Annotated in this window: 22 protein-coding genes and 1 riboswitch; of the genes, 21 read left to right on the plus strand and 1 reads right to left on the minus strand. The window is 43.8% G+C overall.

Annotated elements, in window-relative coordinates; translation table 11 throughout:
• Nucleotides 1–150: 150 nt before the first annotated feature.
• Nucleotides 151–253, plus strand: a riboswitch (SAM riboswitch).
• 74 nt (nucleotides 254–327) lie between these two features.
• From MHI08_RS07450 to MHI08_RS07485, 8 genes are all read left to right on the plus strand, one after another.
• Nucleotides 328–474 carry a YezD family protein gene (locus tag MHI08_RS07450; protein ID WP_073205135.1) on the plus strand — a complete coding sequence of 49 codons (147 nt, stop codon included), beginning with the start codon at nucleotides 328–330 and terminating at the stop codon, nucleotides 472–474.
• 45 nt (nucleotides 475–519) lie between these two features.
• Nucleotides 520–1221, plus strand: coding sequence for a phosphoadenylyl-sulfate reductase (locus MHI08_RS07455; RefSeq protein WP_342500124.1), 702 nt, complete (start codon nucleotides 520–522; stop codon nucleotides 1219–1221).
• Nucleotides 1222–1234: 13 nt separating this feature from the next.
• Nucleotides 1235–2299, plus strand: coding sequence for an inorganic phosphate transporter (locus MHI08_RS07460; protein WP_025092551.1), 1065 nt, complete (start codon nucleotides 1235–1237; stop codon nucleotides 2297–2299).
• A gap of 57 nt (nucleotides 2300–2356) precedes the next feature.
• Complete coding sequence (sat, locus tag MHI08_RS07465) at nucleotides 2357–3493, plus strand: sulfate adenylyltransferase (protein WP_034623673.1); 1137 nt, start codon at nucleotides 2357–2359, stop codon at nucleotides 3491–3493.
• A 14-nt stretch (nucleotides 3494–3507) separates the two neighbouring features.
• Nucleotides 3508–4101, plus strand: a complete 594-nt coding sequence (gene cysC / locus MHI08_RS07470) for an adenylyl-sulfate kinase (protein WP_024424221.1) — start codon at nucleotides 3508–3510, stop codon at nucleotides 4099–4101.
• 29 nt (nucleotides 4102–4130) lie between these two features.
• Entirely contained in the window at nucleotides 4131–4886 is a 756-nt protein-coding gene (gene cobA, locus MHI08_RS07475; protein ID WP_041108928.1) for a uroporphyrinogen-III C-methyltransferase, read from the plus strand.
• A 74-nt stretch (nucleotides 4887–4960) separates the two neighbouring features.
• Entirely contained in the window at nucleotides 4961–5746 is a 786-nt protein-coding gene (locus tag MHI08_RS07480; protein ID WP_163115161.1) for a sirohydrochlorin chelatase, read from the plus strand.
• On the plus strand, nucleotides 5727–6230 hold the full coding sequence (locus MHI08_RS07485) for a bifunctional precorrin-2 dehydrogenase/sirohydrochlorin ferrochelatase (RefSeq protein WP_120207075.1): 504 nt from the start codon (nucleotides 5727–5729) through the stop codon (nucleotides 6228–6230). Before MHI08_RS07480 ends, MHI08_RS07485 begins: the two co-directional genes overlap by 20 nt.
• Before the next feature lie 34 nt (nucleotides 6231–6264).
• Here MHI08_RS07485 and MHI08_RS07490 read toward each other — a convergent pair whose 3' ends face one another.
• Nucleotides 6265–7974 (minus strand): NFACT RNA binding domain-containing protein, encoded by a 1710-nt coding sequence (locus tag MHI08_RS07490; RefSeq protein WP_024426952.1) that lies wholly within the window; start codon nucleotides 7972–7974, stop codon nucleotides 6265–6267.
• 164 nt (nucleotides 7975–8138) lie between these two features.
• Here MHI08_RS07490 and MHI08_RS07495 point away from each other — a divergent pair, with 164 nt between their 5' ends.
• The 13 genes from MHI08_RS07495 to pknB all read left to right on the plus strand — a co-directional run bounded on the left by MHI08_RS07495 (nucleotide 8139) and on the right by pknB (nucleotide 23286).
• Nucleotides 8139–10814 carry a calcium-translocating P-type ATPase, SERCA-type gene (locus MHI08_RS07495; protein ID WP_087978867.1) on the plus strand — a complete coding sequence of 892 codons (2676 nt, stop codon included), beginning with the start codon at nucleotides 8139–8141 and terminating at the stop codon, nucleotides 10812–10814.
• 83 nt (nucleotides 10815–10897) lie between these two features.
• Nucleotides 10898–11773: a YicC/YloC family endoribonuclease gene (locus MHI08_RS07500; RefSeq protein WP_268423185.1), complete on the plus strand. Its 876-nt coding sequence runs from the start codon at nucleotides 10898–10900 to the stop codon at nucleotides 11771–11773.
• Between the two features lie 76 nt (nucleotides 11774–11849).
• Nucleotides 11850–12119 carry an extracellular matrix/biofilm regulator RemA gene (remA, locus tag MHI08_RS07505; protein ID WP_008344898.1) on the plus strand — a complete coding sequence of 90 codons (270 nt, stop codon included), beginning with the start codon at nucleotides 11850–11852 and terminating at the stop codon, nucleotides 12117–12119.
• A gap of 9 nt (nucleotides 12120–12128) precedes the next feature.
• Entirely contained in the window at nucleotides 12129–12743 is a 615-nt protein-coding gene (gene gmk / locus MHI08_RS07510; RefSeq protein WP_024424214.1) for a guanylate kinase, read from the plus strand.
• 3 nt (nucleotides 12744–12746) lie between these two features.
• Nucleotides 12747–12950, plus strand: coding sequence for a DNA-directed RNA polymerase subunit omega (rpoZ, locus tag MHI08_RS07515; RefSeq protein WP_003211647.1), 204 nt, complete (start codon nucleotides 12747–12749; stop codon nucleotides 12948–12950).
• Between the two features lie 117 nt (nucleotides 12951–13067).
• Nucleotides 13068–14285: a bifunctional phosphopantothenoylcysteine decarboxylase/phosphopantothenate--cysteine ligase CoaBC gene (gene coaBC / locus MHI08_RS07520; protein WP_277721999.1), complete on the plus strand. Its 1218-nt coding sequence runs from the start codon at nucleotides 13068–13070 to the stop codon at nucleotides 14283–14285.
• Nucleotides 14282–16690 (plus strand): primosomal protein N', encoded by a 2409-nt coding sequence (gene priA, locus MHI08_RS07525; protein WP_342500125.1) that lies wholly within the window; start codon nucleotides 14282–14284, stop codon nucleotides 16688–16690. The genes coaBC and priA overlap by 4 nt, the downstream gene beginning before the upstream one ends.
• A gap of 15 nt (nucleotides 16691–16705) precedes the next feature.
• The gene (def, locus tag MHI08_RS07530; protein ID WP_025092560.1) at nucleotides 16706–17188 is read left to right on the plus strand and encodes a peptide deformylase; all 483 of its coding nucleotides are present in this window, start codon (nucleotides 16706–16708) and stop codon (nucleotides 17186–17188) included.
• Nucleotides 17189–17193: 5 nt separating this feature from the next.
• Nucleotides 17194–18147 carry a methionyl-tRNA formyltransferase gene (gene fmt, locus MHI08_RS07535; protein WP_342500126.1) on the plus strand — a complete coding sequence of 318 codons (954 nt, stop codon included), beginning with the start codon at nucleotides 17194–17196 and terminating at the stop codon, nucleotides 18145–18147.
• Nucleotides 18134–19477: a 16S rRNA (cytosine(967)-C(5))-methyltransferase RsmB gene (gene rsmB / locus MHI08_RS07540; protein WP_285708264.1), complete on the plus strand. Its 1344-nt coding sequence runs from the start codon at nucleotides 18134–18136 to the stop codon at nucleotides 19475–19477. The genes fmt and rsmB overlap by 14 nt, the downstream gene beginning before the upstream one ends.
• A 3-nt stretch (nucleotides 19478–19480) precedes the next feature.
• Nucleotides 19481–20563, plus strand: coding sequence for a 23S rRNA (adenine(2503)-C(2))-methyltransferase RlmN (gene rlmN, locus MHI08_RS07545; RefSeq protein ID WP_024424208.1), 1083 nt, complete (start codon nucleotides 19481–19483; stop codon nucleotides 20561–20563).
• Between the two features lie 3 nt (nucleotides 20564–20566).
• Nucleotides 20567–21337 carry a Stp1/IreP family PP2C-type Ser/Thr phosphatase gene (locus MHI08_RS07550; RefSeq protein ID WP_029707672.1) on the plus strand — a complete coding sequence of 257 codons (771 nt, stop codon included), beginning with the start codon at nucleotides 20567–20569 and terminating at the stop codon, nucleotides 21335–21337.
• Nucleotides 21331–23286, plus strand: a complete 1956-nt coding sequence (gene pknB / locus MHI08_RS07555; protein ID WP_125586815.1) for a Stk1 family PASTA domain-containing Ser/Thr kinase — start codon at nucleotides 21331–21333, stop codon at nucleotides 23284–23286. Before MHI08_RS07550 ends, pknB begins: the two co-directional genes overlap by 7 nt.

The following is a 23286-nucleotide window of genomic DNA, read 5'->3' on the forward strand; positions in this document are numbered from 1 at the left end:
TTAACAATTTTAAAGCTGTGCCTGCCCGCACGGCTTTTTTATTTGGGTAAAAATAGTAAAATAGACTCAAATTTTAATAAAAACTAATCCTATCAATAAAGTCGGGTTGACTTTTGTTTGAATTGTGTTAATATTTAAGACAAATTGAAACTCTTATCCAGAGAGGTGGAGGGACTGGCCCGATGAAACCCGGCAACCTGCGATTCGCAAGGTGCTACTTCCTGCAAAATGATTCTATTTTGAAAGATAAGGAAATTGCGAGCTTCCTCATCTTTCTTTCGGACTGAAAGAAAGTTTTTTTATTTTAACGGTGAGGAGGAAGAGGAGATGGAAGTGAAACAAAATCAGGATGAGGACTTAGTAAAGCATATGCAAGAACTGATTGGGGATATGAAATTCGGTTCAATTACGTTAATTGTTCAGGACGGTCAAGTGATTCAAGTGGAAAAAAACGAAAAAATTAGATTAAAGTAGTGCGGAAAATAGCAATATGAGCGGTACTCCGGAAGGGGAGAAATCATGTTAACTTATGAAAATTGGCAAGAGCCGTCCATTACATTTCAAGAGGATGATTTGTATAAAGGAGCCCTGTCTGTACTGAAATGGGCGTACGGTCATTATGGTGACCAGCTCGTATATGCGTGCAGCTTTGGGATTGAGGGCATCGTTCTAATTGATCTGATTGCAAAAGTAAAAAAAGATGCGAGAATTGTCTTTTTAGATACAGGTCTGCATTTTAAAGAAACTTACGACACAATTGATGCGGTAAAGGAAAGATATCCGGGTTTAGACATTGAACTGAAAACGCCTGAGCTGACGGTTGAACAGCAAAATGAGCAGCACGGTGATCAATTATGGAAAACAGATCCTCAAAGCTGCTGTCATATGCGTAAGGTCATTCCTTTGCAAGAAGCCCTATCTGGTTATCCAGCATGGCTTTCTGGTTTAAGAAGAGAGCAGTCACCAAAACGAGCAGGGACGAATTTCTTAAATAAGGATGAAAAATTCAAATCAGTGAAAGTATGTCCTCTCATCCATTGGACGTGGAAGGACATATGGAGATATGCATCTAGGGAGGAACTTACTTATAATCCGCTGCATGACCAAGGATATCCAAGTATCGGCTGTGCACCGTGTACACAGCCAGCATTTACTGCAGATGATCTGCGTTCTGGCAGATGGTCAGGCACAGCAAAGACAGAGTGCGGATTACATGAGTAAGGGAGCATAATGTATGGAAATCGCCGCAATTTTATTTAGTCTATTCTTTGCTTTAAACATAGGCGCAAGCGGAGCAGCTGCTTCTATGGGCATTGCGTATGGATCAGGTGCCATTCAAAAGCCCATTTATGCGCTCAGTTTTTGTGCAGTTGGGATTTTAGCAGGTTCAGTGATTGGCGGCGGTGAGGTCGTCAAAACGATCAGCTCTGGTATTATGCCAGAATCAGTCATTACACTTGAAATCGTTTGTATTATCATTGGTTCTGCTGCACTATCACTTTTCATAGCAAATCTGATGGCGATTCCTTTATCAACAAGTGAGGTCACAGTAGGGGCTGTAGTTGGTGTGGCAGTCGCATATAAAGTTTTGTTTGTGAAATCCATTTTAGTGATTGTGGCTTTTTGGGTCATCATCCCGCTTTTCGCCTTTCTTTTTACCTTTGCTGTCGTCAAAATCATCAGAATGTTCCCTAAACGGAAGCTGTCTAAAAAAGGCACAGCTATTTTATCTATCGTATTAATTCTCAGCGGATTTTTAGAGGCATTTTCAGCCGGTATGAACAATGTGGCAAATGCCGTCGGCCCGCTCGTCGCTTCAGGCGTTTTGTCAGTTGGGCAGGGAACACTTTACGGCGGAATCTTCGTCGCAGCAGGGGCCCTCTTGCTAGGCAGAAGAGTACTGGAAACAAACGGAAAGAAAATTACCCGCTATCAAACAGGCGAAGGGATTTTACTTTCGAGTACCGGTGCCGGGCTTGTCATCGTCAGCTCTATTTTTGGGCTGCCCGTTCCACTTACGCAAATCACCTCCTCGTCTATTATCGGGCTTGGAATGGCAAAAGGCGGGCCTAACATTTTTCACAAACATGTGGTGAAAAAAATGCTGAAGGTATGGGTGGTCTCACCTTTCTTATCACTCAGCCTATCGTATTTGCTTGTGAGCCTTTTCTTAAAAGGAGACTATTACTCTATCTTTATCATGATGAGTGTACTGCTTGCCTCACTTGGTGCGCTGAGTCTGATGAAAGCAGTCAAAAATGAAAGCAGCTCTATTCATGAACAGGGCGGCGGGATTTAACCATAAATCCGACTATTAACATCTAATAAATATGAACATTGAGAGGAAGATGAACAAATGAGTTTAACACCACATGGTGGCGTATTAATTAATCGAGTAAATGAAGAATATGATCTCAGCACGGCTGCGAAGGAAATTGAACTAGATGCGATTTCCTTTGCAGACCTTGAACTCATTGCAATTGGCGGATATAGTCCAATTGAAGGGTTTTTAACAAAAGCTGATTATGAAGCAGTTGTAAGCAATATGCGGCTAGCAAGTGGTGTCGTTTGGTCTCTTCCTATTACACTGCCAGTGACAAAAGAAAAGGCGGCGGAAATCCATCAAGGCGATATTGTGCGCTTATCCTACAATGGAACTGTATATGGGGTCATTGAAGTAGAGGATCAATACACACCAGATAAGGAAAAAGAAGCGGTGAATGTCTATAAAACAGATGACCGCAATCATCCAGGCGTGAAAAAATTATTTGAACGCGGCGATACTTACATTGGCGGAAAAATTACACTGACGAAACGCAGTGAAAAACCATTCCCTCAATTTACGTATGAGCCAGAAGAAACAAGACGTCATTTTAAAGAAAACGGCTGGAAAACCATTGTTGGTTTCCAAACGAGAAACCCGGTTCACCGTGCTCATGAATATATTCAAAAAACAGCACTGGAAACAGTCGATGGTTTATTTTTAAATCCTCTTGTCGGTGAAACAAAATCTGACGACATCCCGGCAGATGTAAGAATGAAAAGCTATCAAGTGTTATTGGACGGTTATTATCCAAAAGACCGCGTCTTTTTAGGTGTTTTTCCTGCTGCAATGCGTTATGCTGGACCAAAGGAAGCCATTTTTCATGCGCTAGTACGGAAAAATTATGGCTGCACCCATTTTATTGTCGGAAGAGATCATGCAGGTGTTGGTGACTATTACGGCACATACGAGGCGCAGGAACTATTTGATCAATTTACAAGCGAAGAAATCGGCATTACTCCATTAAAATTTGAACACAGCTTCTACTGTAATACATGTGAAGCGATGGCCACTCCAAAAACGTGTCCTCACGACAAAAGCGAGCATGTCATTCTTTCAGGTACAAAGGTTCGAACAATGCTGAGAAACGGTGAATTACCACCAAGCACGTTCAGCCGAAAAGAAGTCATTGAAACATTAATCGAAGGATTAAAAACGACGGTATCTTAACGGGAGGGTATGACATGAGCAACGAACATATCGTGTGGCATGATTCATCTATTACAAAAAAAGAATATCAACAAAAAAACAATCATACGAGCGGTATTATCTGGCTTACAGGTCTAAGCGGTTCAGGTAAATCAACGATCGCGAATGCAGCTGCAAGAGAGCTGTTTGAACAAGGCTACCAAGTCACAGTTCTTGACGGCGATAACGTGCGGCACGGACTCAATAAAGATCTAGGGTTTTCAGATGATGATAGAAAAGAAAACATCCGCCGGATCGGAGAAGTGGCGAAATTATTTGTGGAGCAAGGAACGATTGTCATCACTGCTTTTATTTCTCCATTTCAGGAAGACCGCCACACTGTCAGACAGTTGGTCGAAGAGGGAGAATTTCACGAAGTGTTTGTCAAATGTGATCTGAACGTGTGTGAAGAGCGTGATCCAAAAGGGTTATATAAAAAGGCGAGAAACGGTGAAATTCCATTTTTCACTGGAATCGATTCACCGTATGAAGAGCCTGCTGCGCCTGAGCTCGTATTAGATACAGGGGAATTATCCCGTGAGGAATCTAAACAGCGTCTTGTTGATTATGTAAAAGGAACAACGAAATAATCGCCTGATGGCAGGGGGAGAAAAGCAAGATGGGGAAAGTATACATTGTGGGTGCTGGACCCGGTGACCCAGATTTAATCACATTAAAGGCCCATAAGGCGATACAGCAGGCAGATGTCATCTTATATGATCGTCTTGTCAATCAAGAAATTCTCGCCCATGCCAAACCGGAGGCGGAATTGATTTATTGCGGCAAGCTGCCAAATCATCATACAATGAGGCAGGAAGCCATCAATGAAGCGCTTGTGGCTCATGCAAAGGAAGGGAACGTTGTCGTTCGGCTGAAAGGCGGCGACCCCTTTGTCTTTGGCCGCGGCGGTGAAGAAATCGAATGCTTAGCTGAGCACGGAATTCCGTATGAGGTCGTCCCAGGAATTACTTCTGGGATTGCAGCGGCTGCTTATGCGGGCATCCCTGTGACACATCGTGAATTCAGCTCAAATGTTGCTTTTGTCACGGGCCACTATCAAAAGGATGAACATTTTGAAGAAAAGTGGGAGGCGCTGGCTACAGGGATTGATACTCTTGTGATTTACATGGGTGTCAAAAACGTGGAAAGAGTGCAGCGCCTGCTTTTAAAAAATGGACGGGACCCAGAAACACCCGCTGCATTTATACACTGGGGAACCACAACAAGGCAAAAGACAACTTGCTGCACGGTTGCGACACTGTCTGAAACTGTTGAAAAAGAAGGGATCGAGCATCCAAGTTTAATTGTTGTTGGAGATGTCGTTCATTTTCATCAAAAGCTGAACTGGTTTGAACCCGCATTAATCGAGAAATGAGAATGGTAGAGAAAAGACACGTGCATACATCGTGTCTTTTCGTCTGATGAAAACAAGTGAGAGGGAGGAGCCGCATGAAACAAGCTGTCCTTTATGTTGGGCATGGAAGCAGGGTGAAAGAAGCACAAGATAAGGCCATTTCTTTTATGAAAAGCTGTATGCCGTTAGTGAAAGCAGATATACAAGAAATTTGTTTTTTAGAGCTGACGGACCCTTCTATAGAAGAAGGATTTGAGGCCTGTGTGAAAAAAGGAGCGACACACATTGCAATCGTCCCGCTCCTCCTTTTGACTGCCATGCATGCCAAATCGGATATCCCGGTCGAAATTGAGAAAGTGCGCGCGCGTTTCCCGCAAGTGAAGGTCACATATGGAAAGCCGATCGGGGTGAATCAAGAAGTAACAAAAGCGGTTGCCGCAAGAATTAAAGAAGCAGGATATCAAGGCGCGCGCGCGCGGATTCTTTTAATTGGCCGCGGGAGTTCTGATCCGGAGGTGAAGCGAGATGTGTTTGGCATTGCAGACGATGTCCGAAGCCTGCTTCCGCATGCAGAGGTTCTTCCGTGTTTTATTACAGCATGTGAGCCAAATTATCGAGATGTTCTCGCGCAGTTATCAGAAGATGACGATGGGCCTGTTTATATCGTTCCTTACTTACTGTTTACGGGGATTTTAATGAAAGAAATTGAAAGTGAAGCCGCTCAGGCGAGAAAGCGGCTGAAAGATGTCCGGGTATGCCGGTATATTGGCTTTCATCCGCATGTCAAAGCGGCTTATATTGAACGAGTGCAAGAAACCATTTTAAACAAAGACGATGCGTTTCGTTTCCGAGGAGAAAGCCATGCTTCCAGTCCATCTTGATTTAACCAATAAACAAGTGGTCATCGCCGGCGGCGGATCTGTTGCATTAAGAAGAGCAAAGACATTGTGTACGGAGCCTTGCCATCTAACTGTTGTGAGTCCTGATCTTTCTGAAGAGATGGCGTGCCTCATTGATACATACGCATTGAATTGGAAGGAAAAGAAGGTGGGCGCTGAAGATTTGAAGGATGCGTTTTTCATTGTAGCTGCTACAAACGACCCTTCGGTAAATGAATGGATTGCACAAACAGCGCAGCCTCACCAGCTCGTGAATTGTGTGAGCCAATCTGAGCTCGGTAATGTGATGGTGCCGAAGGTTGTCAAAGCAGGAAAAGTGACGATTTCAGTCTCTACAAGCGGTGCAAGCCCCGCCCGGACAAAACAGCTGGCTGCGGCAATTGAATCCTTGCTTGAACAAGAGGATATTGACGCACTTGATGCCCTTTACATCGAAAGAAAAAAACGACAAAGAAAAAGCCGATAAAATCCTAACAAGAGATTTTATCGGCTTCTTTTATTTATTTTCTCAGCTTGAGCACAAGATCTTCGTCAGGCGTGACAAATAATGTTTGCTGCTGATCATACGTAACAAAGCCTGGCTTTGCTCCGTTTGGTTTTTTCACATGCCGGATTTTTGTATAGTCGACAGGTACGGAGCTGGACTCTTTTGCCTTTGAAAAATAGGCGGCAATTTGAGCCGCTTCAAGCAGCGTTTGTTCATCAGGTGCTTGGTGACGGATGACGACATGTGACCCAGGAATATCCTTTGTATGCAGCCAAATATCATCACGAGCAGCTGCCTTGGTAGTCAAATACTCGTTTTGTTTGTTGTTTTTTCCGACTAAAATTGGTATGCCTTGGGATGATTCATACGTTTCGAGCTGAATGGCCGCCGGTTTTTTCTTTTTGGCGAGACGCTTTTGTTTGGCGCGCAAATATTTTCCTTCAACAAGCTCTTCTCTCATTTCCTCTAAATCCTTCGGTGAAGCAGAGGACAGCTGCTGAATCAGCTCTTCAAAATAAGCAATTTCTTCATGTGTCCGCTTAATTTGTTCATTTACAGCTTCTACAGCATTTTTTGCCTTTTGATATTTTGTAAAATATGCCTGGGCATTTTCAGAAGGGGTTTTGTTTGTTTTGAGCGGAATCGTGATTTCTCCGCCGTCTTCATCGTAATAATTGATGACAGTCGCTTCTTTATCCCCTTTTTTAATCGCATATAAATTGGCTGTTAACAGCTCACCATAGAGCTGATATTTGTGTGCATCTTGAGATTCTTCAAGGGTTCTTTTTAGCTTTTTCAGCTTGTTTTCATTTTTCTTTTTTTCATTTACGACAAACCGTTCAAGGTCCGCTGCCTGCTGTTTGACTCTATCTCTCTCAGCTTTTCCAAAATAAAAGCGGTCAAGCAGCTGGCTGAGTGAGTCGAATGTCTTCATCTCGCCATGGACATGCTGAAGCTCTAATAAATAGAAATACTCTTTTCCGTCTTTTCTTGTGAGCTGCGGTGTAAAAGAATGCATGCGAATGAGCTGGAACATGTCGAGCAGTGTATTTGGAATCGTTTCTTGATTGGCAAGACCGGCCCGGTGTACAACTTCCTTTGCAAACAGCGGGGAAACCCCAGAGAAGGTATCGACAATTTGATTTGCGATCTTTCCTTCTTGAAAGCGTAAATGCTTCAAAATATCATCCTTTGTCACGTCAAAAGGATTCAATTTTTGCTGCGCAGGCGGCAGAAGGTATTCATGACCAGGGAGCACCGTTCGATAGCTGTTCACAGATGGAGAAAGGTGTTTCAAACCATCAATGATCTGCTGCGTTCCATCCTCTACCAGAATGAAATTACTATGACGTCCCATGATTTCAATGTAAAGCTTACGCGTCTGCTCATCACCAATTTCATTTCTGCTTCTTACATGAAGCACGATCACCCGGTCAAATCCAATCTGTTCAAAACGTTCAATGAAGCCGCCCTCAAGATGCTTTCTGAGGAGCATACAAAACATTGGCGGCTCGCTTGGATTGTCGTATTGATGCTCAGTGAGCTGCACTCTCGCATAGCTCGGATGAGCCGATAAAAGGAGCTTATGATTTTTCCCGTTTGCCCGAATATGAAAAATCAGCTCGTGCTTATATGGCTGATGGATTTTAGAAATCCTCCCGCCAGTTAATGTCTCTTGCAATTCATTTGTCATACCATATGTAAAAATGCCGTCAAATGACATGTTGGATACACCCTCTTCTTCCACACAAATCTACTGAAAGAACTTCCGTTTACTCGTTCTTTAGGCAGTCTTATTATTATAGCATGATTTAGGACGAGTCTGAATAAACTGGCTTATAGAACACTGCATATGAGAGAGAACAAAAGAGGAGTGGACGAGGTCAAATGAATTGGCATGAACTGAACCAAACCGATTTATTAAAAACCATGAATACATCGATAGGTGACGGACTGTCAGAAAAAGATGTACAAAAGCGGCTTGAAAAACACGGGCCAAATGAATTGCAGGAAGGAAAAAAGGCGTCGGCTCTGATCATTTTTTTAGCACAGTTTAAAGATTTCATGGTGTTAATCTTGCTTGCAGCAACAATCATTTCTGCCTTTTTAGGAGAATACATTGATGCTGTTGCGATTGTAGCCATTGTTTTGATTAATGGTGTACTCGGCTTTTATCAAGAGCGCCGGGCGGAAAAATCCCTTCAAGCGTTAAAAGAATTATCAACTCCGCATGTATATGCAAGGAGAAATAATGAATGGGTCAAGATCCCGTCTAAACATCTCGTGCCAGGGGATATTGTGAAATTTTCAAGCGGAGACCGGATTGGGGCAGATATTAGATTACTAGAAACAAAGAGCTTAGAAATTGAGGAGTCCGCTCTCACTGGCGAGTCTATCCCAGCTGTCAAACACGCAAGTCCTCTTTCAAGCAGCCATGTCTCACTTGGAGATTTGACGAACATGGCCTTTATGGGGACGCTTGTTACTAGAGGAAGCGGCGTAGGGGTTGTCATTGGTACAGGAATGAATACGGCAATGGGACAAATTGCCGGTATGCTGGATGCAGCAGGTAATATGGAAACGCCGCTGCAAAGGCGTCTCGAGCAGCTCGGGAAAATTCTGATTGTGGCTGCTTTATTTTTAACGGTGCTCGTTGTTGTTCTCGGTGTTGTGCAAGGACATGAATTGTATCATATGTTCCTAGCGGGAGTATCTCTTGCTGTTGCGGCAATTCCAGAAGGACTGCCGGCGATTGTCACTGTCGCACTTTCCCTAGGAGTGCAGCGGATGATCAAACAAAAATCGATTGTCAGAAAGCTCCCGGCTGTGGAAACACTCGGCTGCGCGTCAATCATTTGCTCAGATAAAACAGGAACGATGACGCAAAATAAAATGACCGTGACCCATGTATGGGCAGAGGGGAAAACGTGGAATATTTCTGGCACAGGCTACGAGCCATCCGGTGACTTTACCTTAAACGGAGAAATCGTCCATGCCGACAAGCACCCAAGCCTGCAAAAGGTGTTATTATACGGGGCGCTTTGTAATACATCGACCATCGTTGAAAAAGATGGAGAGATGAGGCTTGATGGCGATCCGACAGAGGGGGCGCTTCTTACCGCAGCACGTAAAGCGGGTTTTACAGAGCAATTCATTGAAGCTGGATTTCATGTCATTGAGGAGTTTCCTTTTGACTCAGAAAGAAAGATGATGTCAGTCGTCGTTGAAACGAATCAAAAAGAGCGGTATGTCATTGCAAAAGGTGCGCCGGATGTACTAATGAACCGTTCAAGTCATATCATGCACGGCGGACGCACAGCTTCTTTTTCAGCAACTCATAGGCAAGAAGCAGAAGCTGCGATTCAAGGGTTGGCAAGACAGGCGCTTAGAACCATTGCCATTGCGTATAAAAAAGTCGGTCTGACAGAAAAAATCACCTCTGTAAAGCAGGCTGAAACCGATTTAACATTTATCGGGTTAGAGGGTATGATCGATCCACCGCGTCCTGAAGTCAGACGAGCGATTAAAGAGTGCCGGGATGCCGGGATTAAAACGGTCATGATTACAGGCGACCACGTAGAAACGGCCAAAGCGATCGCCAAAGACTTGAGCCTTTTACCGAAGCAAGGACAGGTGCTCGACGGGAAAGCGCTTGATCAGATGAGCGACAAAGAGCTTGAGCAAACGGCTGAAAATGTATACGTCTTTGCCCGGGTTTCCCCTGAGCATAAACTGAGAATTGTCAAAGCCTATCAAAAAAATGGGCATGTTGTGGCGATGACAGGTGATGGGGTCAATGATGCGCCTGCCATTAAACAAGCAGATATCGGTATCTCCATGGGCATCACTGGAACAGACGTAGCCAAAGAAGCGTCTTCTCTTATTTTACTTGACGACAACTTTGCGACCATAAAATCCGCCATTAAAGAGGGCCGGAATATTTATGAAAACATTCGTAAGTTTGTCCGTTATTTGCTGGCATCAAATGTCGGAGAAATTTTGGTCATGCTGTTTGCGATGCTGCTCGCGCTGCCGCTGCCGCTCGTTCCTATACAAATCTTATGGGTAAACCTTGTCACAGATGGTCTGCCGGCTATGGCACTTGGCATGGATAAGCCAGAAGGCGATGTCATGAAGAGAAAGCCGCGGAATGTGAAAGAGGGCATTTTTGCTAGAGGGCTTGGCTGGAAGGTCATTTCAAGAGGCTTCCTCATCGGACTTGCGACCCTTTTGGCATTTATATTTGTGTATCACCGCGATCCAAACAACCTGCAATATGCACAGACTGTTGCATTTAGTACGCTTGTTTTGGCGCAGCTCATTCATGTATTTGACTGCCGCAGTGAACGGTCCATTTTTGAACGTAACCCATTTGGGAACCTTTATTTGATCGGTGCGGTTTTGTCCTCACTTTTGCTCATGCTTGTGGTCATTTATTACCCGCCGCTTCAGCCAATTTTCAAAACGGTCGCGGTTGCACCGATTGATTGGCTGCTGATCATCGGGATGTCTGCACTGCCAACTTTTTTACTGGCAGGATCACTTTTGACAAGAAAAAAATAATTGATTATGGTATAATTTTGAGGTAATAGTGTCTGCTATTACCTTTTTCATTTTATTAATATGAAAGAATTGGGTGTTTTAACATGATACGCAGTATGACGGGATTCGGCCAAGCGAGTAAAACGGATGGAGAACTGACAGTGTCAGTTGAGCTAAAATCGGTCAATCACCGTTTTAAAGAGGTTCATGCCCGTTTGCCGAGGCCGCTTTTATATTTCGAAGATACATTAAAAAAGATCATTCTTCGTCACGTGCAGCGCGGTAGAATTGAGCTGTTTGTCACGATTGAAGGCGGTAAACTAGCAAGCCGGTCCTTACAGATCGACTGGCCGCTGCTTGATGAATACATGAAAGCCGCAAAAGACCTCGAGAAACGCTATCACATTTCAGGCATTCAGCATGCACATGACTTATTGGGGCTGGAGCTTGCCGTTCAGGTGGAAGAGTCAGCCAGCCGAAATGAACAGTTAGAGCAGCTGCTGATGGAAGCTTGCGATGCTGCTGTCAAGGAGCTTTGCTTCATGAGAGAGCAAGAGGGAGCATCCCTTCAAAAAGACTGTGAACTGAGGCTCTCTGAACTAGAGGCCTATACAGAAGAAATCAAAGTCTTTGCACCAGAGGTTGTGAGTCAGTACAAAGAACGATTGAATCAGCGATTGCAAGAATGGATCGGAGAGGCGCTTGACGAGAGCAGACTGACTACAGAGGCAGCCATCTTTGCTGACCGGTGTGACATTACAGAAGAGATTACGAGATTAAAAAGTCATTTTCAGCAGTTTCAGCAAATCTTGCTGCAAGGCGGTGCTGCCGGCCGAAAACTTGACTTCCTTGTACAGGAGCTCAACCGTGAAGTGAACACCATTGGATCAAAAGCGAACCATCACCATTTAACAAAGCTGGTGGTTGAAATGAAAAGTGCTATTGAAAAAATAAAAGAACAAGTGCAAAATATAGAATAGTCATTGTGTATGCTGTTTACAGTGCGTCTCTTTCGGCGAGACTAGAGACGTTTATATTACAGGGGGACGAAAGAAGATGACCATAAAGTTGATCAATATCGGATTTGGAAACATCATTTCAGCGAATCGGATGATTTCGATCGTCAGTCCGGAATCAGCACCGATTAAACGAATGATACAAGACGCAAGAGATCGAGGCATGCTCATAGATGCTACATACGGAAGAAGAACCCGTGCTGTTGTCATTATGGACAGTGACCATGTCATCTTATCTGCCGTTCAGCCTGAGACTGTCGCGCAAAGACTTTCTGTAAAAGAAGAAATCATAGATGAAGGGCAGGGGTAATACGCCATTATGAAAGAAAGAGGACTTTTAATCGTTCTCTCTGGACCTTCGGGAGTTGGAAAAGGAACGGTCAGACAAGCCATTTTCTCCCAGGAAGATACGAAATTTGAATACTCTATTTCTGTGACGACACGCAAACCGCGTGAAGGTGAAAGAAATGGTGTCGATTATTTCTTTAAAACCAGGGAAGAATTTGAACATATGATTGAAAACAAAAAGCTGTTAGAATGGGCAGAGTACGTCGGGAATTACTACGGCACGCCTGTTGACTATGTAGAACAGACATTAAGCGAAGGAAAAGATGTTTTCCTTGAAATTGAAGTGCAAGGTGCACTTCAAGTAAGAGAAGCATTCCCGGAAGGTCTTTTTATTTTCCTTGCACCGCCTAGTCTTTCAGAACTTCAAAACCGCATCATTACACGCGGTACAGAGTCTGAGGAGCTCATTCGAAACCGAATGGCCGCTGCGAAAGAAGAAATTGAAATGATGGATGCTTACGACTATGTCGTTGAAAACGATGATGTCGAGCTTGCTTGTGAAAGAATCAAAGCGATCGTCCTTGCAGAACACCTGCGCAGAGACAGAGTCGCACCAAGATATAAAAAAATGCTGGGGGTAGAATAAACCATGTTAGATCCTTCAATTGACTCATTGATGAACAAACTTGATTCAAAATATACACTTGTAACAGTGTCTGCACGCCGTGCACGTGAAATGCAGATCCACCAAGATCAGCAGATTGAAAACACAAAGTCTTACAAATTCGTAGGCAAAGCACTAGAAGAAATCGACGCTGGTCTTTTGACATTTGAAAAAGAGGATCAAGAATAACACATCGCTTCTGCAATGCAGATACGATACGTTCAAAAAAGTCAAAACTATGATTGGTTTTGACTTTTTTGAATTGTAGACGAATTTGTGAAAAAGGCCGTTAAGGGGGACAAACAAATGTTACAGTCAAAAAATATTTTGCTCGGTGTCAGCGGAGGAATCGCCGTATATAAAGCAGCAGCACTTACTAGTAAACTCGTACAAGCAGGCGCAAATGTCAGAGTGATTATGACGGAATCTGCTCGTGAGTTTGTGTCTCCGCTAACCTTCCAAGCTCTGTCTAGGCATGAGGTATATGTGGATACATTCAAAGAAAACAATCCAAGAGTCATTGCGCATATTGACGTAGCTGACTGGGCCGATCTCATTCTTGTTGCCCCTGCAACAGCACATACGATTGGTAAAATGGCCGCTGGACTTGCAGATGATATGCTGACGACGACTTTGCTTGCTTCAACAGCGCCTGTATGGATCGCTCCAGCGATGAATGTGCATATGTACGATCACCCGGCTGTGAAACGGAACATTCGCACATTATATGAAGACGGCTACCGGTTTATTGAGCCAAGTGAAGGTTATTTAGCCTGCGGATACATTGGAAAAGGGCGATTAGAAGAGCCTGAAAAAATTGTGGAACACATCCGTGCTTTTTTTGATGAGCCAAAAAGCTTACCGCTCTCAGGAAAAAAAGTCGTGGTGACAGCTGGTCCTACACGTGAAGTCATCGATCCTGTCCGATTCTTTACAAATCGTTCTAGTGGAAAAATGGGCTATGCGATCGCAGAGGCTGCTCAGCAAATGGGGGCAGATGTGACGCTGATTTCTGGACCTGTTTCTTTAACTGAACCTGACCATGTACATGTAGTGCACGTTGAATCAGCTGAAGATATGTATCAAGCTGCGCTAGATGTATACGGAGAAGCAGATCTTGTCATTAAATCAGCAGCTGTCGCCGATTACACCCCTGTCACGACATATGCTCATAAAATGAAAAAACAGGACGGCGCTCTGGACATTGAATTCACCCGGACAAAAGATATTTTAAAAGAGCTGGGGAAAAGAAAAGAGCATCAAGTGCTGGTCGGTTTTGCAGCTGAAACGCAGGATGTAGAATATTATGCGAAAAAGAAAATTGAATCCAAGCATCTAGATATGATTGTCGCCAATAACGTTACAAAAGAAGGTGCAGGCTTTGGCACAGATACCAATGTGGCAGCGATCATCAAAGCAGATGGAACGAAAAAAGAGCTGCCGATGATGAGCAAAAAAGACCTCGCTTTTGAAATTTTAAAGGAGGCAATACAGCTGCTTCCAGAAGAGCGTGATCGCGCATGATTGCTGAAGTCATTGTAGATGTCACAACGAAAGCCATTGACCGGCCATTTGATTACCGTGTACCAGATCGATTCAAAGATCTCGTCAAAGCGGGAATGAGGGTGGTCGTTCCCTTTGGCCCGCGGAAGATTCAAGGGTTTGTGACAAAAGTCAAAGAGGAAACAGACATCAAGACAGGAAGCATCAAAGAGATAGTCGATTTATTTGATTTATCACCTGTGCTGACAGATGAGCTGCTGGAGCTTTCCCACTGGCTGACGGAAAAAACATTGGCCTATCATATTACGGCACTTCAATCGATGCTGCCCGCAGCCATGAAGGCAAAGTATGAAAAAGAAATACAGGTGCTATCAGAGGAAGAACTTCCGCAGTCATTGAAAGAGCTTTTCGGTCAGCGAGAGAGCATTCTTTATGCTGACATCCCGGCTGAACGATTAAAACAGATTCAAAAGCATGTCCAAAAAGGTCATCTAGAGGTGAGATACCATGTCTCGCAAAAATCTGGAAAGAAAAAGGTCCGCATGCTCCAGTTGGCTGTATCGAAAGAAAAACTTGAAGAAAAGCAGCAGCAGCTAAAAAAAAATGCGGTAAAACAAAAGGCACTGATCTCTTACTTGCTTCAAGCGGGAGAGACAACCTTTTTAGCGAAAGACTTGCAGCAGCAAACAGGCGCGAGTTCTCAAACGCTTAAAACCTTTATTCAAGAAGGACTGTTAACAGAAAGCTATGAAGAGGTCTACCGGGATCCTTACCGTGACCGGGAGTTTACACCATCTGCATCACTTGATCTCACGCCTGAGCAAACAGAGGCGGCAAAACATATTCATCAAGCAGTCAGTGAGGATCAGCACGAAACCTTTTTGCTGCACGGAGTGACAGGAAGCGGCAAAACGGAGATTTACTTGCAGACAATTGATCATGTTCTTCAAAAAGGGAAAGAAGCGATCGTTTTAGTTCCTGAAATTTCATTAACCCCTCAAATGGTGCAGCGATTTAAAGAACGATTTGGCTCAAATGTGGCTGTTCTTCACAGCGGCTTATCGACAGGAGAAAAATATGATGAATGGCGGAAGATTCATCGCAAGGAAGTCAAGCTTGTCGTTGGCGCAAGATCTGCTGTTTTCGCTCCATTTGAAAATTTAGGCATGATTATTATAGATGAAGAGCACGAATCCTCTTATAAACAAGAAGAAATGCCTCGTTACCATGCCAAGGATGTCGCCATTGAACGAGCAGTGCGGCATCAATGTCCAGTCGTATTAGGCAGTGCAACACCTTCACTTGAAACCTATGCACGTGCGAAAAAAGGCGTTTATACATTGCTGTCGCTCAAGCACCGCGTCAACCAGCAGCAGCTGCCGCACGTTTCGTTAATTGATATGAGAGAAGAACTAAGAAATGGCAACCGCTCCATGTTCTCAGAAGAATTAATGATCAGGTTAAAGGAAGTGCTTGAAAGAAAAGAACAAGCCGTTTTATTTCTGAACAAAAGAGGCTATTCATCCTTTGTGATGTGCCGTGATTGCGGATATGTGGAGCAATGTCCTCATTGTGAAATTTCTCTCACCTATCACCGCTATCAAAAACGGCTGAAGTGCCATTATTGTGGTCACGAAGCTCCAGTACCTTCTGAATGTCCAGAATGTCACAGTGAGCATATTCGCTACTTTGGGACTGGCACGCAGCGAGTAGAAGAAGAACTGACAAAGGTGTTGCCTGAGGCGCGTGTGATCCGAATGGATGTGGATACAACGTCTCGTAAAGGTGCTCACGAAAAGCTTCTTACGTCTTTTGGCAATAAAGAAGCGGACATTTTGCTCGGGACGCAGATGATTGCAAAGGGGCTGGATTTCCCAGATGTCACACTTGTTGGTGTTCTCAGTGCGGATACATCCCTTCACCTCCCTGATTTTCGTTCAAGTGAAAAAACATTTCAGCTTCTCACGCAGGTCAGCGGCAGGGCAGGGCGTCATGAAAAAGCGGGCTCGGTTATTATTCAATCGTATACACCTTCTCACTATAGTATTGAATTAACGAAGCAGCATGACTACGAAGCCTTTTATGAACAGGAGATGCTGCATCGCCGCCACCAGTCCTATCCGCCTTATTACTTTTTGGCGATGGTGACAGTGTCACACGAAGAAGTGACGAAGGCAGCACATGTCACTGATCAAATTGTCCAGTTCCTAAAAATGAACTGTGCACCGAACACTCGAATCCTTGGTCCGGCCGCATCACCAATCGCTAAGATCAAAGATAGATATCGGTATCAATGCGTGATAAAATACAAAAGGGAAAATGAACTGGCAAGTTTACTACGGAAAATACAAGACCATTATCAAAAGGAAATGGAACAAAAACAATTGATGATTTCAATAGATATGAATCCATATATGATGATGTAAAACGGAGGGCTGAAAGTGGCAGTAAAACCAATAGTCATACATCCGGCAGAAGTGCTTGAACAAAAGACAGAGCGCGTCGAGACGTTCGATAAAAAGCTTAAAAAACTGCTGGATGATATGTATGATACAATGCTTGAGCTGGATGGAGTTGGACTAGCAGCACCACAAATCGGTATTTCAAAAAGAATCGCTGTTGTAGATATCGGAGAAGAATCTGGCAGAATTGACTTAGTGAACCCCGAGGTGCTTGAAGTAGAAGGAAGCCAGACAGATATTGAAGGCTGCCTGAGCTTTCCATCTTTATACGGCACAGTAGAGAGACCGAACTATGTGAAGGTAAAAGCCTTTGATAAGAAAGGCAAACCATTTACAATAGAAGCAGACGGATTTTTAGCAAGAGCTTTATTGCACGAAATTGATCATTTAGACGGCATTTTATTTACGTCAAAAATCATTGAAACGTATACAGAAAAAGAACTTGCGGAAATGGAAGGGTGAAGAAAATGGCACGTATCGTATTTATGGGAACCCCTGATTTCTCAGTACCTGTGCTGCAAACACTGATAACAGAAGGATACGAAGTGGTAGGGGTCGTCACGCAGCCAGACCGCCCAAAAGGAAGAAAACGAGTGCTCACACCGCCTCCTGTAAAAGTGGAAGCCTTAAAGCACGGCATTCCTGTGTTGCAGCCTGAAAAGGTGCGCCTTGATGAAGAAATTGATAAGGTGCTTGCATTACAGCCGGATTTAATTGTCACAGCGGCATTTGGACAAATCTTACCAAAGCGATTACTCGATGAACCTAAGTTTGGCTGTATCAATGTTCATGCCTCGCTCCTGCCAGAACTAAGAGGCGGCGCGCCGATCCATTATGCGATCCTTCAAGGCAAAAAGAAAACAGGCGTTACCATCATGTACATGGTGGAAAGGCTTGATGCAGGTGACATGATCAGTAAAGTAGAAGTAGAAATCGATGAATTAGACAATGTCGGAACATTGCATGATAAATTAAGTGCAGCTGGTGCCACGCTGCTAAAAGATACGGTGCCAAATGTTCTAAGCGGGTCTATTTCTCCAATTCCGCAAAATGAAGAAGCGGCCACATACGCGCCAAATATTAAGCGGGAGCAAGAAAGATTAGACTGGACAAAAACCGGCGAAGAGCTTTACAACCAAGTTCGCGGGCTAAATCCTTGGCCAGTTGCCTATACTGAATGGAACGGCGCTCATCTAAAAGTATGGGAAGCGAAAAAGGTTCCGCTTCAAGCGCAAGAAGAACCCGGGAAAGTGATTGAGCTTCAAAAAGAAGGTCCGGTCATTGCAACGGGTAATGAGCAAGGCCTTTTATTAACAGGTGTGCAGCCAGCTGGTAAGAAGAAAATGAGCGGCCAAGACTTCTTAAGAGGCGCAAATATCGAAATTGGACAGAAATTAGGGCTAATGAATGAAGAAAAGTAATGTGAGAGAAGTAGCGCTGGACGCTTTAATCAAACTCGAACAAAATCAAGCTTACAGTAATTTGCTGTTGCAGTCAGTCATGAAAGATAAAGACTTAGCTGATCAGGACAAACCGCTGTTAACAGAGCTTGTATATGGTACACTGCAAAATAAGCTGGCATTAGATTATATGCTGACACCCTTTGTGAAAAAACCGCAAAAGGTCGCTCCATGGGTGATGCAGCTTTTGCGGATGTCTCTTTATCAAATGGTGTATCTTGAAAAAATACCAGATCGTGCAGCCATTCATGAAGCTGTCGAGCTAACGAAAAAGCGCGGGCACAAAGGCATTTCTTCACTTGTGAACGGTGTTCTTCGTTCCGTGCAAAGAGAAGGCGTTCCGTCATTTGATGCGATCAAAGATCCCGTAAAGCGGCTGTCCATTGAGACAAGCCACCCATTATGGCTTGTGCAGGAGTGGGTTCAGGCGTACGGGTTTGAAGCGGCAGAAAGCATGTGCCGCATTCATTTAGTTCCGCCAAAGCAAACCCTTCGTGTCAATCGAATGAAAACTGACCGCATGGCACTGCAGCAAAAACTAATGGATGCAGGCATTGAAACGGAGCTTGGCGACTTATCTGAAGATGCACTTAAGCTCATGAAAGGGTCCATCGTCTCAACCCCTTCTTTTCAAGAAGGCTATGTGACGATACAAGATGAAAGCTCGATGCTTGTCGCAAGAGCGCTCGACCCTCAGCCGGGAGAAACGGTGCTTGACGCCTGTGCGGCTCCTGGCGGAAAATCAACACATATTGCAGAACGTATGAACGATGAGGGCAAAATTGTTTCTCTTGATTTACATGAACACAAAGTGAAACTCATCAAACAAGCAGCAAAACGTCTAAACCTTACTCACATTGAGGCAAAAGCACTTGATGCAAGGAAAGCGGCAGACTATTACAGCGAAGCTTCGTTTGACCGTATTCTCATTGATGCACCGTGTTCCGGTTTTGGCGTCATTAGACGCAAACCAGATATGAAATATACAAAGTCACAAGAAGACTCAGCAAGGCTTGCGGCTATCCAGCAGGCCATTTTAAAGGAAGCGGCCCCGCTTTTAAAACCGGGCGGAACCCTTGTATACAGTACGTGTACAATGGACCCAACAGAAAATCAACAAGTGATTCATGCGTTTTTACAAGAACACCAAGACTTCGAACCCGATCTATCTCTTAATGAACGGCTGCCTGAGCAGGTTGCTCCGTTTGTTCAAAACGGAAGTGTACAAATCCTTCCTCATTATTTCGGAACAGATGGTTTCTTTATTTGCAGCATGAGAAAGAAGGGATAAAAAATGACAGAACAAAAAGTAAGAAAAGAACTGAAGACAGAAATGCCGTCGATCTACTCATTTGAGCTTCACGAAATGAAAGAATGGTTAAAAGAACAAGGCGAAAAGCCTTTCCGCGCAGCCCAAATTTTCGAGTGGCTTTATGAGAAGCGTGTGACATCCTTTGACGATATGTCTAACCTTTCAAAGGATTTAAGAGAAAAATTAAAAAATCAATTTGCGATCACCACATTAAAAACTGTGATCAAACAAACGTCTCAAGACGGAACGATCAAGTTTTTATTTGAATTACATGATGGCTATACGATTGAAACAGTACTGATGCGCCACGAATACGGCAACTCTGTCTGTGTCACAACTCAGGTTGGCTGCCGAATCGGCTGTACATTCTGTGCATCTACACTTGGCGGGTTAAAACGAAACCTTGAAGCAGGAGAAATCGTTGCTCAAGTATTGAAAGTGCAGCAGGCACTTGACGAAACAGATGAGAGAGTCAGCTCGGTTGTCATCATGGGAATTGGCGAACCGTTTGATAACTTTGACGAAATGCTTGCCTTCCTTAAAATCATCAACCATGACAACGGCTTAAACATTGGCGCGCGTCATATTACAGTGTCGACAAGCGGAATCATTCCAAAGATCTATCAATTCGCTGATGAGCAAATGCAAATCAATTTTGCTGTCTCTCTGCATGCACCGAACACAGAGATCAGAAGCCGTCTGATGCCGATCAATAAGGCATATAAGCTGCCAAAATTAATGGAAGCCATTGAATACTACATTCAAAAAACGGGTAGACGTGTCAGCTTTGAATACGGCCTGTTTGGCGGAGTAAATGATCAAGTGCATCATGCAGAAGAGCTTGCAGACTTATTAAAAGGAATCAAGTGCCACGTGAACCTCATTCCGGTGAACTATGTACCGGAAAGGGATTATGTAAGAACACCAAGAGAACAAATCTTCCTATTTGAAAAAACGCTGAAAGAACGCGGCGTAAACGTAACAATTAGACGAGAGCAAGGCCATGATATTGATGCTGCTTGCGGTCAGCTAAGAGCGAAGGAGCGTCAGGAAGAGACGAGGTGACGAATGTTGATAAGGGCAGCCTTTCAAACCGATACAGGAAAAGTCCGTCAGCATAATGAAGATGATGCAGGTATTTTTGAAGCAAAAGAAGATACCCTTCTAGCTGTTGTAGCAGATGGAATGGGAGGTCATCTTGCTGGTGATGTCGCCAGCAGGATGGCCGTCTCTTCTTTAAAAGAATACTGGGAAGAAACATCTTCAATCCCAGCAAAACCAGCAGAGCAAGAAAGCTGGTTAATCTCAAAAATTAGTGACATTAATGATCAAGTATATGAACATGCGAAAAACAATGAGGAGTGCCAAGGAATGGGGACAACCATTGTTTGTGCGCTCGTTCATTTGCAAACGGTCACAATTGCCCATATTGGCGACAGCCGCTGCTACTTGCTAAGAGAAGGAGCACTGACCCAGCTAACAGATGACCATTCACTTGTAAATGAGCTTGTGAAAACAGGTGAAATTTCTAAAGAGGATGCAGAATATCATCCAAGAAAAAATGTGCTTACGAAAGCATTAGGAACAGATAAACACGTTCAAATCGATGCACATACCTTTGAAGTGGACCCAGGAGATCAAATCCTGCTTTGCTCAGATGGTTTATCAAATAAAGTAGAAGAAGAGAATTTGATTCATATTTTAACGCAAACGACCGCACCAGATGAAAAAGTAACAGCATTAATCCAAACAGCGAATGAAAACGGCGGTGAAGATAACATTACAGCAGTATTGTTAGAAATCTCCTCCCAGCCAGAGGAGGGTGACAGCAAGTGTTGATCGGAAAACGGATCAGCGGCCGTTATCAGATTCTTCGCGTCATAGGCGGAGGCGGAATGGCAAACGTTTATTTGGCGGAGGATATGATTTTAGATCGCGAAGTCGCGATTAAAATTTTGCGCTTTGACTTTGCAAGCGATGATGATTTTATTAGACGTTTCCGGCGCGAGGCGCAGTCAGCCGCAAGTTTAGATCATTCAAATATTGTCAGCATCTACGATGTAGGGGAAGAAGATGACATTTATTATATTGTCATGGAATATGTCGAGGGGATGACGCTGAAAGAATACATACATGCCAATGGCCCGCTTCATCCGAAAGAAGCCGTTCGCATTATGGAGCAAGTGGTTGCGGCAATGGAAGAAGCCCATGCAAAGCAGCTCGTCCACCGGGACATTAAGCCTCACAATATATTAATAGACAACATGGGGAATATTAAAGTCACTGATTTTGGGATTGCCATTGCACTCAGCTCAGCGACCATCACCCACACAAATTCGGTTCTAGGATCCGTGCACTATTTGTCTCCAGAGCAAGCCCGCGGAGGTCTTGCGACGAAAAAGTCAGACATCTATTCACTTGGAATTGTGCTCTATGAACTCATTTCTGGACGCATGCCATTTGAAGGGGAATCAGCTGTCAGTGTTGCGCTGAAGCATTTGCAATCAGAGCCGCCATCTGTAAGAAGGTGGAATCCTTCTGTTCCACAAAGCGTGGAAAACATCATTTTAAAGGCAATGGCCAAAGATCCATTTTATCGATATGAAGATGCATCTGAAATGCAAAAAGATCTGCAAACTGCTTTCGACCCTTCAAGACTAAAAGAAAAACGCTTTGTCATTGAAGAGGATCATGAAGCAACGAAAGCGATCCCAATCATTCAAGATCATCAAGTCGATCAAGACAATGAAAAAACAGCTGTCCATCCGGTGCAAAAACCGAAGAAAAAAGAGAAACAAAACCCGAAAAAGAAACGAAAAAAATGGCCTTGGGTTGTGGCATCCATCCTGTTTATTCTAACTGCTGCGACTATTTTAGCTATCACTGTGTTTCCCGGACTGCTCTTTCCAAAAGATGTTGAGGTCTCTGATGTATCTGGCATGACGATTGAAAAAGCAGAGGACACCTTGAAGAAAGCCGGCTTTACCGTTGCCTCTGAACCAATTGAGATCGCTGATGAAAAAATTGAAAAAGGGCTTGTCGTCAAAACAGACCCGAAAATCGGCACAAAGGTAAAAGAAGGAACCGAGATTCAGCTTTACCAAAGTACTGGCAAAGAAAAGACCGAATTACCTGATGTAACAGGTGAAAAGGTCGATAAAGCAAAAGAATTATTAGAGAAAAAAGGGTTTAAGCAAGTTGTTGTGGAGGAAGTAAATGATAATGACACCGAATCTGGGATTGTCATGGAACAGAAACCTTCAGCGAGTACTGAGCTTGTGGCAGCAGATGAAGAAGTGACGTTGACGGTCAGCATAGGTCCTGCCGATATTACTTTGCGGGATTTAACGACATATAGTAAACAGGCTGCATCGAATTATTTAGAGGATAACGGATTAAAGCTTGATGAAAAAGAAGCGTATTCTGATGATGTACCAAAAGGTGAGGTCATGAAGCAGGAGCCAGGAGCAGGTACTGCTGTGAAACCAGGGGATACGGTTAAGATCACCTTCTCACTCGGACCGAAGAAAAAACCGGCTAAAACGGTTACTGAGAAGATTGCCATCCCGTATGAGCCAGTCACTGAAGGGCAAGAGATGACCGTTCAGATTTCCATTGACGATGCTGAGCATAGCATTTCTGATTCATATGAAACCTTTAACATCACTGCACCAACTGAACGGACCATTAAATTTAAGATTGAACCAGGTCAAAAAGGATACTATCAAGTGACGGTTGATGATAAAGTCGTAAGCTCTAAAACAATCGAATACCCTGACGATGAATAA

Source organism: Bacillus sp. FSL M7-0791, assembly GCF_038627085.1.
GTDB classification, from domain to species: Bacteria; Bacillota; Bacilli; order Bacillales; family Bacillaceae; genus Bacillus; species Bacillus safensis.

Coding starts and splice junctions, on each gene's coding strand:
- MHI08_RS07450 (WP_073205135.1), top strand. CDS start 328: ATGGAAGTGAAACAAAATCAGGATGAGGACTTAGTAAAGCATATGCAA.
- MHI08_RS07455 (WP_342500124.1), top strand. CDS start 520: ATGTTAACTTATGAAAATTGGCAAGAGCCGTCCATTACATTTCAAGAG.
- MHI08_RS07460 (WP_025092551.1), top strand. CDS start 1,235: ATGGAAATCGCCGCAATTTTATTTAGTCTATTCTTTGCTTTAAACATA.
- sat (WP_034623673.1), top strand. CDS start 2,357: ATGAGTTTAACACCACATGGTGGCGTATTAATTAATCGAGTAAATGAA.
- cysC (WP_024424221.1), top strand. CDS start 3,508: ATGAGCAACGAACATATCGTGTGGCATGATTCATCTATTACAAAAAAA.
- cobA (WP_041108928.1), top strand. CDS start 4,131: ATGGGGAAAGTATACATTGTGGGTGCTGGACCCGGTGACCCAGATTTA.
- MHI08_RS07480 (WP_163115161.1), top strand. CDS start 4,961: ATGAAACAAGCTGTCCTTTATGTTGGGCATGGAAGCAGGGTGAAAGAA.
- MHI08_RS07485 (WP_120207075.1), top strand. CDS start 5,727: ATGCTTCCAGTCCATCTTGATTTAACCAATAAACAAGTGGTCATCGCC.
- MHI08_RS07490 (WP_024426952.1), bottom strand. CDS start 7,974: ATGTCATTTGACGGCATTTTTACATATGGTATGACAAATGAATTGCAA.
- MHI08_RS07495 (WP_087978867.1), top strand. CDS start 8,139: ATGAATTGGCATGAACTGAACCAAACCGATTTATTAAAAACCATGAAT.
- MHI08_RS07500 (WP_268423185.1), top strand. CDS start 10,898: ATGATACGCAGTATGACGGGATTCGGCCAAGCGAGTAAAACGGATGGA.
- remA (WP_008344898.1), top strand. CDS start 11,850: ATGACCATAAAGTTGATCAATATCGGATTTGGAAACATCATTTCAGCG.
- gmk (WP_024424214.1), top strand. CDS start 12,129: ATGAAAGAAAGAGGACTTTTAATCGTTCTCTCTGGACCTTCGGGAGTT.
- rpoZ (WP_003211647.1), top strand. CDS start 12,747: ATGTTAGATCCTTCAATTGACTCATTGATGAACAAACTTGATTCAAAA.
- coaBC (WP_277721999.1), top strand. CDS start 13,068: ATGTTACAGTCAAAAAATATTTTGCTCGGTGTCAGCGGAGGAATCGCC.
- priA (WP_342500125.1), top strand. CDS start 14,282: ATGATTGCTGAAGTCATTGTAGATGTCACAACGAAAGCCATTGACCGG.
- fmt (WP_342500126.1), top strand. CDS start 17,194: ATGGCACGTATCGTATTTATGGGAACCCCTGATTTCTCAGTACCTGTG.
- rsmB (WP_285708264.1), top strand. CDS start 18,134: ATGAAGAAAAGTAATGTGAGAGAAGTAGCGCTGGACGCTTTAATCAAA.
- rlmN (WP_024424208.1), top strand. CDS start 19,481: ATGACAGAACAAAAAGTAAGAAAAGAACTGAAGACAGAAATGCCGTCG.
- MHI08_RS07550 (WP_029707672.1), top strand. CDS start 20,567: ATGTTGATAAGGGCAGCCTTTCAAACCGATACAGGAAAAGTCCGTCAG.